Genomic DNA, 13,416 nt, shown 5'->3' with positions numbered 1-13,416 from the left:
TATGCAATTACACCTGAAATGTATACTGATTGCCAGTTTATATGTAGCCGGCTGTCACCAGAGTAACACCAGTAATAACAGCAACGCGGTAGAAACCAACACCAGTTCCAATACCGGTACTACCACCGAAGCAGCTACGGTAACCTCTAATGGCACCACCTTCAAAAAACAAGGTACACTTGCTTTCCTGGGAAAATCCGGTGCAGACACGCTGCGCAAAATTGATATACAGCTTGCGCAAACCGACGAGCAACGCGCCGACGGATTGATGTATCGCAAGTCAATGACAGACGATCAGGGCATGCTCTTTATTTTTCCGGACATGGAAGAACGTGCCTTCTGGATGAAAAATACCTACATCTCCCTGGATATTATCTATATAGCAGATAACATGGAAATTGTGTCCATTCAGAAATATGCAACACCACTATCAGAAGAAAGCCTGCCATCCTACAAAAAAGCGAAATACGTGCTGGAGGTAAATGGTGGCTTCTGCGATAAGTACCACGTCGCCTACGGAGATAAAATCGCTTACCAGCAATAATATTAAAAGAGAAGCCCCCGCACGAAGCGGGGGCTTTTTTTGCTCTATGATACATATTTGATCGCTAACACTAATAGCCTCTTTATACTTCAGCAGCATTTACTACTTCGAGAATATGCAACTGCGTTTTTCCTGCAGGTACTTCCCAATCAATTACATCACCCGTGCTATACCCAAGCAGGGCCGTACCGATAGGCGACAGGATCGATAATTTGCCTTCCTGCAAATTGCTCAATGCCGGCAGCACCAACTGTACACTCCTGACCTTTCCGCTGCGTTCATCCCTGAACTGTAACGTTGAATTTACCTGTACTACATTGTCAGGCACTTTACCCTTTCTCACTACCGCCCTGTCCAGCTCTTCTTTGAGCTTGTGGGTAGCCGGTGCTTCGTAGCACAGGGTTTTAAGGATTTCGTAATCATGTAGGGACACAATGATCTGTTTCTTTTTCATGATGACCGGGTTTTAGTAGATTAATAGCTGTTAGCTGCCAGCTTTTAGCTTTTAGCCTCTAACAGCTGATGGCTAATAGCTAAAAGCTGTTTGGGTGCATATATTTCCTGATAAGATCGTACATCCGTTCTCGTTATTCTCCTGAACAGCGCGGCAGGACTCACCTTCTCTGCTGAAGCAAAGCCACAGGCACCCATCAGCTCCGCCAATGCCGCAATGGTGTTGCGGTGATAATTGGCTACACGTACACGCTTGTCGGCCACGTTCACCCCCTGGTAAAGGGTAGGATCCTGTGTGGCTACGCCCACCGGGCAACTGCCGCTATCACATTGCAATGCCTGGATACAGCCCAATGCCAGCATCATTCCACGGGCACTGTAACAGGCATCTGCGCCTATTGCCAGCACCTTCATGATGTCGAAACCGGTAATCACTTTACCACTCGCCATAATGCGGACATGCTGCTTCAGATTGTAATGACGCAGCAAATTCACCACCAGCGCCAACGCATCGTACAAAGGCATGCCGATGGAATCCGTAAACTCCAGCGGCGCCGCACCTGTACCGCCTTCTGCTCCATCTACCGTAATAAAGTCCGGATAAATACCCGTGTTTACCATAGCGGTGCAGATACGCTCAAACTCATCTGCACGGCCCACGCACAACTTAAACCCAACCGGCTTGCCTCCGGAAAGTTTACGTAACTGCTGTAGGAAGGTCAGCATCTCATACTCATTGCTGAAAGCGGTATGCGCGGCTGGCGATAATACGCTGGTTCCCGGTTTTACTTTACGGATCGCCGCAATTTCAGGTGTATTCTTAGCCGCAGGTAACACCCCTCCCTTACCCGGTTTGGCACCCTGGCTCAATTTCAATTCAATCATTTTTACGGAAGGTTCCGCAGCCGCTATCGCAAATATTTCCGGAGAGAAATTCCCCTGTTCATCGCGGCAACCAAAGTAGCCTGTACCAATTTGCCAGATCAGGTCGCCCCCATGCTGCAGGTGATAAGGACTAATCCCTCCCTCTCCTGTATTATGGGCGAAGCCACCTATCTGTGCACCACCATTCAGTGACGCAATGGCTGTTTTACTCAGGGCACCATAACTCATAGCGCTTACATTCAACAGGCTGGCATTGTATGGCTGCGTGCACTGTACGTTACCTATGTTCACCCGTAAATCTTCTGCTTTTACTTTCATGGGAAACGCGGTATGCGCCGCCCATTCATAGCCCGGCTCATACATGTTGTCCAACGCACCAAAAGCCACCGTTTGTTTTACATCCTTCGCACGCTGATACACGACCGCACGCTGACGGCGATTGAATGGTCGTCCATCCGTATCCGACTCAAAGAAATACTGGCGCATCTCCGGCCTGATTTGTTCCAGCAGGTAACGCAACCTACCCAGCAAAGGGTAGTTACGTAACAACGCATGCTTTCTTTGCAGCCGGTCATAAATGGTTAACAACGTGAGCCCCACTGCCACCGGCAACAGGAACCACCCGGTTAAGTATCCACGATAAAGACTTGTAGCGACGCTCACATCGAGCAACAGGCATAAAAGATAAACTGCCCATCGTGCTATCCGATGATTCATAAAACTGTTTTTATAAGATTGTTTTGGAAAAATGCAAATGGAATAAAACTACACAGATACAGGTAGTCATTCCCCCGGGTACAACGCTTTAAATACTAAAAGTTGCCCGGGATTAAGTGTTGAAGTCTTTGGGGCAGGATAAGAATGGCAATAGGAACCCGCAAGTACGCTTACACGCACAGGGAGTGTTTTGAAATAGTAATATGGTAATTGCCGGATTCAATTAATTAATAATTGTAATCCGGCAAATATAAGGGTTTTATTTTCAATAAACTATCATTTTGCTAACTCAGGTGCTGTAAACGGCTTTTGGCGGCCGTTATACTGCTTACGCACCTGTTGTATATCTGCAGCCGTTACCTTATCCGCGTTATTTTTCCATGCACTGCGCAGGTAAGTCAGCAACTGGGCAATATCTGCATCGCTGAACTCATCGCTGCCACCAATACCCGGCATATCGCCATTTATTTCCGGCGCTTTGTATACTTTGCCGTGCACTTCTACCGGCCCTGTTAAGCCGTATAATACAATAGAGATAAAAGCTTTTTTGTTGTCATTCACCCAGTTGCTTTCATTCAGCGGCGGCGCCATCGCGGCAATACCTTCCCCGCTCTTACCATGACAGGTCTGGCAAACTGTGTTAAATATTTTATATCCACGGGGCAATGCTTCCTTCAACGCTTCCATCTTCTTAGCATTGGCTTTGTTATCCAGGTTCTTCATTACCTTTTCCAACTGCCGGCGCAGCGCCAGTGTAGTATCCGGGTTCCAGGCAATAACCTGTTTCAACAAAGCCGGTTCCCTGTTCACTGCATTATTCACCAGGGCAGATGCCACATAACGGTTAGGGGCATACGCTTTCATCAGTTTCTCTTCCAGTCGCGCTGCAGCTGCTTTGTCGGCTTTTCCGAGTGCGGGCAGCAGGTATCCCACTGCCGGTGCCAGGTAAGCATTATCCGATAAGCTGTCTAATGCAGCAGCCACTATTTTGGCGTTACCACTGTTTAACACGGATGGCAATGCGGCCAGCGCCTGCATTTTCAGTACAGCATCGGAGCCTTTCCAAACACCTTCCAGGTCTGCTACGTTGAGCAGGTGTAATCCTTCCAGGGTCCAGAGGGCATGTGTGGCTACAACGGCATTAGTACCCGATTGCAGCAGCTCTCTCAGCGCAGGCAGCACTTCTTTTAACTGGCGGTCAATGATCCATTGTTGCGCCTGATCACGCAGGGTACCATTGGGCGAGCTGAGTTGCTTCACTAATCCTGCGGGACTATGATCTGCCTGCGTTGCGGCAGGCGATGTGCCTGCAGGGATAATACGATAAATACGACCTGCATTCAGCGGCTGTGTGAGCTGCCGCATCTTCACTTCGTTCTTTAAATATTCAGTGATGTACGTTTTGTGTTGCAGGATGCCGCGATACATATCCGCGATATACAGCGCGCCATCCGGACCTGTTTTCAAATCTACCGGGCGGAAACGCTCATCATCGCTGGCTAAAAACTCTTTGCCCTGGTATGCCTGTACCCCCTTCACCATAAAGCTGCTATCCGACAGGATATTTCTTTTGATGAGATTGGCAGATGGTTCGGCCACAAAAGCGTTGCCCTGATAAGTAGCCGGCAACAAGTTGCCCCGGTAAATCAGCGGACCGCAGGCAGCGGTAAAGTTGACGAGCCGCAGGCTATCATCCAGCGTACCTTTCTGATATCCACGGTTTACACCCGGTGTGGGATGTATAGGATAGGTGCGGTTGTCCGGTACTATTCGCTGATCAAAGCCGGCGTCGTTCTGCTGTTGCGGGTTAGTACCGCCTAATCCGGGCGGAAAGTAGTCACCCAGCAGGTTTTCTGAGTTGTTATTATAATAAAGGCGTCCCTGGTTGTCCTGGGTGATGCCCCATTGGCCGCGGAAATGAGTAGATTCCTTCAGCCATTTATTGCCTGCCTTACGGTAACGCCTATCCGATTTTGCGTTGTAGATCCAGTTATCCATGGCTCTTAGTAAGCCGTTGGGCTGGTGTTCTACGTTACCGCCGGCAGCGTATTGGTCATCTACCAGTGTTTTTTTACCGGGTTTGTCGCCGTTAATCTCCACAAACCAGAGCTGTGGCGGTGTGGCCACGAGGATACCGCTCTCTATCAGGCAGATGGCCCTGGGGAGTACCAGCGAGTCGAGGAATACGGTCCTTTTATCCATGACACCGTCGCCGGTGGTATCTTCCAGGATCACCACTTTACCATCGGGTTTCTCTTCCCCGGTTCCCACGGTATCAGGCATAAAGCCGGTCATTTCTACTACCCACATACGCCCGCGGTCATCGAAGGTCATGGCCACGGGGGCCACCACCATAAGTTCCGCCGCTACCAGCTGTACTTTGAGGCCTTTGTCGTAAGTCATGTGACTGATAGCCGTTTGTGCGTCCAGAACAGGTGAGGTAGCATATTGCTTCCGCATGGCCAAAGAATCCTGTTCGTGTTTATTTCCTTGCTGGCGCTCGTCCCGCTGCCCACAGGCAAAGAGTGCGAGACATAACGTGGTCATTAAATAGTAGGTACGCTGCATTGTTTAAATCGATTGCGAAAAGTAAAAGTACATCTCTGAAAATATTTTTTTTTAAAAATTATATGAGATAACAGTTTCACGATTACACCACTTCAAAAAGACTTATCTTCGTCGCTTTATTGCATACATTTTACGATTTATTTGCATTTATGGAACGCTTTCAGGGCATCATAGGCATTGTACTTATCTTGGGCATCGCCTTTTTGTTTTCTAACAACAAAAAAAAGATCAACTACCGGCTGGTATTGAGTGGAATTGGGTTGCAGGTAGCCATTGGACTTTTGGTTTTTAAGGTGCCTCCTATTACCTGGTTTTTTCAGCGCGTAGGTGATGCCATGGGGAAGCTGGAAGCTTTTGCCCGGAAGGGAGCCGCTTTTGTGTATGGTGGTATTGGTATTACCCAACATGATGGCAGTGTAAAAGACTATGCAGGCGGTGGATTTGTATTTGCGTTTAACGTAACCGCCACAATCATCCTCGTATGTGTGCTGGTAGCAGTTTTATATCATTTTGGCATCATGCAGCGCGTAGTGGCGGTGATTGCCCGGGCCATGAACTTCGTAATGCGGGTAAGTGGTGCGGAAGCACTGAGTAACGTAGCCAGCGCCTTTGTAGGCCAGGTAGAAGCGCAGGTAATGATTCGTCCCTATCTCTCCAGCATGACAAAAAGCGAAATACTGGCCTCTATGAGTGGTAGCCTGGCCTGTATTGCCGGTGGTATCCTGGTAGTTTACGTAAACATGGGCTTACAGGCGGGAATGCACATCGCACCTTTCCTGATTACGGCCAGTCTCATGGCGGCGCCGGGTGCCCTGGTCATTTCCAAGATCGTATTTCCTGAAACAGAGGAAAGTGTGACCATGGGCCGTGTGAAAATGGAAGTAAAAAGTAACTATACCAACGTAATCGACGCTATTTCACATGGCGCCGGTGATGGTTTTAAAATAGCCATGAACGTAATTGCCATGCTGATTGGTTTTATCGCCTTTATTGCATTGATCGATTGGCTCCTGGTGCACATCGGGCATATTTTCAACCCTAACTTTAACCTGAGCCTTGACTGGATTTTCGGCAAATTATTTATGCCAATGGCCTGGGCTATTGGTGTACCGCAAAGTGATGTACAGGGTGTGGCTACCTTACTGGGACAAAAGCTCACCATCAACGAATTTGTAGCCTTTAAGAGCATGACCGATAAAACGGTGCCTATTGTAACCGCGAAAGGTATTGCCATTGTAACTATTGCCATTGCAGGCTTTGCAAACTTCAGCAGCGTGGGAATGCAGATTGGTGGTATTGGAGAACTGGCGCCAGACAGAAGATCTGATTTGGCTAAGCTGGGGCTGAAAGCGCTACTGTGTGGTACGCTGGCATCTTATATGTCGGCTGCTATTGCGGGGATATTGATCTAAGTGAGCAGAAAGCATAAAGCAAAAAGCTATTGAGGCGAATGATCTAAGCGAATATTATTTTCCGCTTTAATCATTCGCCTCAATAGCTTTTTGCTTTATGCTTTCTGCTTTATGCTACTCTAAACGCTTCACCAGACCAGCCTGAATAGCTGCCCATGCTTCGCCTTGTCCTTCTCCTTCCCAATAATTCTTCATCTCAGAACCGGCAACAATTTTATTCACTGCAGCAATCGCCTGATTTCTGAGTGCGCGGGTTGCGATGAGGTTTAATACATCCAGTTGATCCAGCGGATCTTCCGGGAAATCCTCGCTAGGTTTACCTACTAATGCTGCCACCAGTTCTGCAGCTGCTAATGCTTCTTCGCAATCCGATACTTCCAGAGTTTCAATGTTGTTAATGATACGTGCCAGTGTATCACTTACCAAACCACCATCTTTGCTGTCAATCACGTCAAATACCCAATCCTGTGATCCATCATTTTCAAAATTCCTGGTGCCCCATGCGCCCATAGTGTTTACGTTTTTTTATTTTTTTCGAATAAAGAATAAAAGTAATCGAATCTTTTTACAACAACCAAACCAACCTGCTAGTTCAAACTCCTGAAATCTACCGGTACCAGTTTGCTGACACCCGGTTCCTGCATAGTTACGCCATAGATCACGTCTACAGCGGCCATAGTCTGTTTGTTGTGTGTAACAATAATAAATTGTGAATTATCAGAAAACTTCCTGATCATGTTGGTAAACTTACCCACGTTGGCGTCATCCAGCGGCGCATCCACCTCATCGAGGATACAGAAAGGCGCCGGCTTAATCAGGTAAATGGCAAACAACAACGCCGTAGCGGTGAGTGTTTTCTCTCCTCCGGACAACTGCGTGATGGCCGCCGGACGCTTACCTTTCGGCTTCGCGATGATTTCAATACCGGTATCAGCCAGGTTGGCGGGATCGCTCAGGATCATGTCGCACTGATCTTCTTCAGTAAACAGCGCCTTAAATACCCGGATAAAATTTTCCTTTACCTGGTTAAAAGTATCGAGGAACTTCTGGTTAGCGGTGGTTTCCACTTCCTGGATAGTAGCCAGCAGGGAGTCTTTCGCGTTCACCAGGTCCGTTTTCTGTTCCAGGATAAACTCATACCTTTTCTTCATTTCCTGGTAAGCTTCAATGGCGGTAGGGTTGATTTCTCCCATATTTTCCATCCGCTTTTTCAGGCGTTCAGCACTACCCTGCAACTCTTCTACCGGGAGTTCGGAGCTGCGTTGTTCATCAATAATTTCATCGATGTTCACTTTGAACTCCACACTGAGCCTTTCCTTCATGGTGGTCAGTTGCAGTTTCAGCTCGTTCACTTTATCCTTAATGGCGTTGAGTTGCTGATCCAGTTGCTCCCTGGCGCGCTGTTTTGTTCTCAGCGTGCTTTCCAGCTCCTGCAGGTGGTTTCGGAAGTTATAGTATTCCTGGTCTTTTTCGTTGAGTGCTTTTTCTTCTTCTTCACGTTGACGGAACAGCTCTACCAGTCCATCGTCTGCGTGGCTCAGTTTTTCAACGGCAGCGGCAATATGGCCTACGGCATCTTCCAACTGCGTTTTATTACTGGTAATCTGTACATGCAGGTCCGACAGTTGCTTGCGTTTAAACTCCAGCTCCTGTTTGAGCGCCTGTACCTTGCTTTGCTGACGGGTATGCTGCAGGTTTTGGTTATTGAACTGCACCGTTGCCATGTTAAACTGCTGCTCGGCTTCCTGCGACATCCGGTCGGCGTCAGCGATGCTGTCCTGCAGTTCGGTCACTCTTTCGTTGAGTCCTTCCAGTTCATCCCTGACGCCGGAAATGCTTTCCTGGTTGGTAGCCAGTGATTGCTGCATTTCTTCGAGGCGTTTATCGCCTGCTTCAATGAGGTGGTGGAAGTTTTCAATCCTGTTTTGGAGACCAAACAGCTGATTGCTCAACTGGTTTACCTTTTCCCGCGCAGCATTGATATTATTTTCGTTGAGTTGGCTGTTGTAGCCTAATACTTCGTCGTGTTTTTGTTGCAGGGCTACTTTCAGGCGGCCTACCACGGCTTCGAGATCTTTGATCTCTACTTCCAGTTTCTCGAGGTTTTTGGCCCGGCCCAGTTTCTTTCCTTCAAAGAGTCCTACAGATCCACCGCTGATATTGTATTTACCGCGGTGCATGCGGCCGGATTTTTCTACCAGCAGCATCCTTTCATCTGCGAGCTGGCTGAATTCCAGGCGGGTCAGGTCTTCCCCGATAAATACTTTCCCCAACAGGTGTTGGCCAAGGCCTTTGTATTTCTCTTCAATTTCCACTACTTCCAATGCCGGGATGGTGCCGGGAGGCGCCAGCAGCGGGGTATTATCTGTACGGAACTGATCGAGAATAAAGAAATTCGCTTTCCCTTTTTTGTTGGCATCGAGCAACTGTATGGCCTGTACCGCTTCGTGTACATTGTTCACCACATAGTAGCTCAAGTATGGCTCCAACAGGTTTTCCACGCAGGTGCGATATTCTTCTTTACAGAAAAATATATCACTCAGGATGGGAGCATTATTATTCCAGTCGGGATTTTTCTTGAGAAATTTAATACTCTCCGGATAGCCTTCGAGGCTGTCTACCAGGGATTTGAGGAGGTCGAACTCGTTCTTTTTGGAATCGAGGGTACGGTTCTCATCTACCAGTTTATCTCGTAATCCTTCAATATCGGATTGGGTGGCAAGGATTTTCCCTTTAGTTTCTTCCTGGAACTGCACCATGGCTTCCAGGTCGGTTTTGCTGGTATTAAGGGTTTGTTGCAGTGCTTCTTTTTCTGTTTCCAGTTGGGCAATTTGTTGAAGACGGCCCACTTTTTCGTCCTGCAGTTGCTGCATACTACGTTGCAGGTTCTGTACGGAAGTATCGGCAACGGCTACTTTCTTTTCCGCTTCAAACTGTTGACGTTGCCAGCGTTGCTGGTCGTTACGCAGGTTTTCGAGGGCTTGTTTCTTCTGGTTAAAACGTTCTTTCTTGTCCTCCACCATATCGCGGAGGGTGTCCAGTTCGTCGGCCATGGTCTCAAACACTTCTCCTTCTTCCGTTACCTGTTTCTCGGTAAATTCGATGGAGGTAGTAAGTCCCTGCAGTTGTCCTTCTGCATTGTTGAGGAAGTCGGTGATGCTTTTCTCGCGTTCCCGCAAATAGGTTAATTGCTGGGTGGCGAGGTTTTTATCATTTTCCTTGGTACGGATGGTAGAAACGAGTTCATTGAAAGATTTCTGCAGGGTTTGCAGTTCTCTTTCTTTGGCCACGAAGTGCAGCTTATCTTGTTCAACGGCAGCTTCGGCTGTCAAGATTTCTGTTTCCAGGGCCAGTTTGCGGTCGCTTTCCGCCTGCTGGGTTTCCGACAGTTCTTTAAAGTTGATGTTGAAGCCTTCCAGGGCGGCTTTCGCCAGTTCTATACTTACTTCGCGGTATTCTTTTTTCACTTCATAGAAGCGTTCCGCTTTGCGGGCCTGGCTTTCCAGTGTTTTGAGGTTGTTATTGATTTCAAACAACAGGTCCTCAATACGGTTAAGATCTCCTTCTGTGGCGTCCAGCTTGGATTTAGCTTCCTTTTTACGGGTTTTGTATATGGAGATGCCAGCCGCTTGTTCCAGCATACGGCGACGGCTGTTTTCTTTATCCTTGATGATATCGTCTACCATGCCCAACTCAATGATGGCATAGGAATCGGTACTCACCCCGGTGTCCATGAAGAGGTTATGAATATCTTTCAGGCGGCAGGCCACATCGTTGAGCCGGTATTCACTGTCGCCGTTTTTGTAGAATTTACGTGTAATCGTCACCGTGGTGAACTCGGTGGGCAGTACATTTTTGGTATTTTCGAAAGTAAGGCTCACTTCCGCCATACCACTTGCGGAGCGGCTTTTGGAGCCGTTGAACACCAATCCCGCCTGGTTATCAGAGCGGAGATTGCTGATTTTGTGTTCGCCGATTACCCAGCGAATGGAGTCGATGATATTACTTTTGCCGCAACCATTTGGCCCAATCACCCCAGTGATCCCCTCATCAAACTGCAAAACGGTTTTATCTGCAAAACTTTTAAAGCCTTTAATTTCTAGTGTTTTTAAGCGCACGTCGTACTCCGAGGTTTTTTAAGGCGTCAAAGATATAATTTTACCCGAATCAAAAAGTAATTTAAGTGAGATGCGATAATATCACCTGATTATTTATACACAATCAGGCGTCATTTACTCCCGCACGCAGCACGCTTCAAAACTGTAATAGACTGGTTATAAATATAGTAAAAAGATCAATTAGAATTAAATTGGGTGTGAGAAAAATACCAAATAAGGGGCAGAAAGCAGAAAGCAGAAAGCAAAAAGCTATTGTAGCGGATGGATCTCAGCGGATTTTGTCTGTGAACAGGATTAAACTGATTATACCCGCTGAGATCCATCCGCTACAATAGCTTTTTGCTTTCTGCTTTCTGCTTTCTGCTCCCTATCTTTGCGCCACAAAACCCATATCGTTTGCGAACAGAACAGGTGATCAACAATATTAAAAACTTCCTTTACAGTTATCATTTCAGCAACGGCATGCGTACCACCATCAGCGTGGTAGTACCATCCCTTGTATTTGCCGGAATGGACAAGCTGGATCTGGGCATTGCCATGTCGATGGGAGCCTTGTGTACGGCGCTCAGCGACGTTCCCGGCACGATCATCCATAAACGAAATGGATTGATCATCAGCACCATCCTCATTTTCATTACAGCCCTGGGTACCGGGCTGCTCATCCCCTACGCCATTCCGATGGCGCTATGGATAATAGGCTGCTGCTTTATGTTCGCCATGTTACTGGTGTATGGCAACCGTGGCGGCAATATCGGTACCGCCGCGCTGCTGGTAATGGTATCCATACTGGGAGAAACACAACTCACCCCGAAGCTGACCCTGCTGCATGCCTCCATGGCGCTATTGGGCAGTATCTGGTACGCCGTACTGGCCCTCACGCTCTGGCAGATCCGCCCGTACCTGAATGTACAACAGGCGTTGGGCGACTGTATTATTCAAACTGCCCGCTACCTGGAAACAAGGGCCAATTTTTATACCCCCGGCGTTAACGTAGCCGACAATTATAAAGCCGTACTGGCGCAACAGGTGATTGTAAACGAAAAACAGGAACAGGTACGCGAACTGCTGCTGAAAAGGCGCTCCGCCCAACAAGGTACTACCAGCATCAACAAAAGCATGGTGCTGATATTCCTCGACATGGTGGACCTGCAGGAACAGATCATGGCCTCACAAACAGATTACAACGCCCTGCAGGCCGATTTCAAAGACCTGGAAATACTGGAAAAATTCCATGCCCTCATCCTCGAATTCACTGCAGAGTTACAAAACATAGGGTTGGCCGTAGCAGCGGGACAACGCTCCCTGCCCAAAACCAACCTGAAATTTGAAATGGAGAAGGTGAAACAGGCCATCGCCGACATTACCCTGAAACTCCCTACCCTCAAGGAAAGAACACGGACTATCCCGCTCACCAATATCCTGCAAAACCTGCAGGACATGGCGCAGCGCATTTATAACCTGCATAGGCTTACCCGCCTGGAACGACTGAAAGACGAGTCCATTGATCCTAAACTGGAACTATCGAAATTCACCACGCGGCAGAAATATGATTTCGAAACGTTCCGCGATAACCTCACATTCAAGTCGCATATTTTCCGCCATGCCATCCGCGTAAGCCTGGCCACAGTATTGGGCTACGGGCTGGGCGTGGTATTGCACCTCGACCGCGTTTACTGGATACTCCTCACTATTGTTGTAATCCTGAAGCCCGGGTTCGGCCTGACAAAATCACGCAGTATACAACGTTTAATCGGCACCGTTACCGGCGCTTTATTCGCCGCCGGGCTGCTATATCTCACACATAACAACACGGTTATTTTTATCGCCATGCTGCTATGTATCCTGGGATCTTACAGCTTTATGAGCTTCCAGTATACACTCAGTGTATTTTTTGTAACGCCTTTTATCATTTTCCTCCTGCACTTCCTGCATCCGTCGGATCTTGCCAACGTAACACAACGGGTACTCGATACCTTCATTGGCGGAGGCATCGCTTTCTTTGCCAATATGCTGCTGTGGCCGGCCTGGGAACATAACTTCCTGCCGGACTACATGAAGAAAATGATGGAGACCAACCGCAAATATTTCGAACTGGTAATGCGGGCTTACTCCAATGAAAAAGTAGCAGTGACTGATTTTAAGCTGGCCAGGAAAGATACCTATGTGGCTTCCGCCAACATGATGGCGGCTTTCCAGCGCATGCTGTCAGAACCTAAGAGCAAACAAAAAAATGCTTCACAAGTCTATCACTATGTGGTGCTGAATCACACACTTACTTCTCATACTGCAGCACTGGCCGCCTACAGCATGCACCATGGCGTACTGTTCCCCAGGCCTGAATACCGGGAAATCACCGACTACCTGCTGCACAATATGGATCAGCTGATGCTGATGATTGATCCTGCCACTAACGCCAGTGCCAGCATTTCGCCACAAGTCCACGCCTTCGACCGCCTGGACGATCACCTGGAATCACTGGTACATAAAAGGCAACAGGAAATCAATGAGGGCATGGGCGCTACGACTACCCGCGATGAAATGCTGGAAACCAAACAGGTTCACGATCAGTTGATAGCCATCCTCTCGCTGATAAGGGATATGGGGAAAGCGCTGACAAGAGCGTAAAAAAAATTACGAATTACGAATTACGAATTACGAATTACGAATTACGGATTTGTGGGTAGATATAAGCGAAGGTAATACTCGCGTTCACTATCTA

The 13,416-nt window shown here is 47.9% G+C and carries 8 protein-coding genes; 3 read left to right on the top strand and 5 right to left on the bottom strand.

From position 1 onward, the window contains the following. Position 1: 1 nt before the first annotated feature. Complete coding sequence (locus J7623_RS27110) at positions 2 to 544, top strand: DUF192 domain-containing protein (protein ID WP_291926920.1); 543 nt, start codon at positions 2 to 4, stop codon at positions 542 to 544. An 82-nt stretch (positions 545 to 626) separates the two neighbouring features. On the opposite strand, the gene J7623_RS27105 is transcribed toward J7623_RS27110, so the two are convergent. From J7623_RS27105 to J7623_RS27095, 3 genes are all read right to left on the bottom strand, one after another. Continuing rightward, the gene (locus J7623_RS27105; RefSeq protein ID WP_291926918.1) at positions 627 to 998 is read right to left on the bottom strand and encodes a GreA/GreB family elongation factor; all 372 of its coding nucleotides are present in this window, start codon (positions 996 to 998) and stop codon (positions 627 to 629) included. 44 nt (positions 999 to 1,042) lie between these two features. After that, entirely contained in the window at positions 1,043 to 2,599 is a 1,557-nt protein-coding gene (locus J7623_RS27100) for an FMN-binding glutamate synthase family protein (RefSeq protein ID WP_291926915.1), read from the bottom strand. Between the two features lie 276 nt (positions 2,600 to 2,875). Further along, positions 2,876 to 5,167 carry a c-type cytochrome gene (locus J7623_RS27095; RefSeq protein WP_291926912.1) on the bottom strand — a complete coding sequence of 764 codons (2,292 nt, stop codon included), beginning with the start codon at positions 5,165 to 5,167 and terminating at the stop codon, positions 2,876 to 2,878. A gap of 149 nt (positions 5,168 to 5,316) precedes the next feature. On the opposite strand from J7623_RS27095, the gene J7623_RS27090 reads away from it, so the two are divergent. Continuing rightward, complete coding sequence (locus J7623_RS27090) at positions 5,317 to 6,579, top strand: nucleoside transporter C-terminal domain-containing protein (RefSeq protein WP_291926908.1); 1,263 nt, start codon at positions 5,317 to 5,319, stop codon at positions 6,577 to 6,579. 114 nt (positions 6,580 to 6,693) lie between these two features. Here the strand turns inward: J7623_RS27090 and J7623_RS27085 are convergent, their stop codons facing one another. Beyond that, entirely contained in the window at positions 6,694 to 7,089 is a 396-nt protein-coding gene (locus tag J7623_RS27085; protein WP_291926906.1) for a DUF4259 domain-containing protein, read from the bottom strand. 77 nt (positions 7,090 to 7,166) lie between these two features. Beyond that, positions 7,167 to 10,697, bottom strand: coding sequence for a chromosome segregation protein SMC (smc, locus tag J7623_RS27080; RefSeq protein ID WP_291926903.1), 3,531 nt, complete (start codon positions 10,695 to 10,697; stop codon positions 7,167 to 7,169). Between the two features lie 396 nt (positions 10,698 to 11,093). On the opposite strand from smc, the gene J7623_RS27075 reads away from it, so the two are divergent. Further along, positions 11,094 to 13,322: an FUSC family membrane protein gene (locus J7623_RS27075; RefSeq protein WP_291926900.1), complete on the top strand. Its 2,229-nt coding sequence runs from the start codon at positions 11,094 to 11,096 to the stop codon at positions 13,320 to 13,322. Positions 13,323 to 13,416: the final 94 nt, after the last annotated feature.

This window comes from Chitinophaga sp., assembly GCF_017745275.1.
In the GTDB taxonomy this organism is placed as follows: Bacteria; Bacteroidota; Bacteroidia; order Chitinophagales; family Chitinophagaceae; genus Chitinophaga.
The sequence above is the reverse complement of the archived record's forward strand: the minus strand, read 5'-3'. Positions and strand labels throughout refer to the sequence as shown.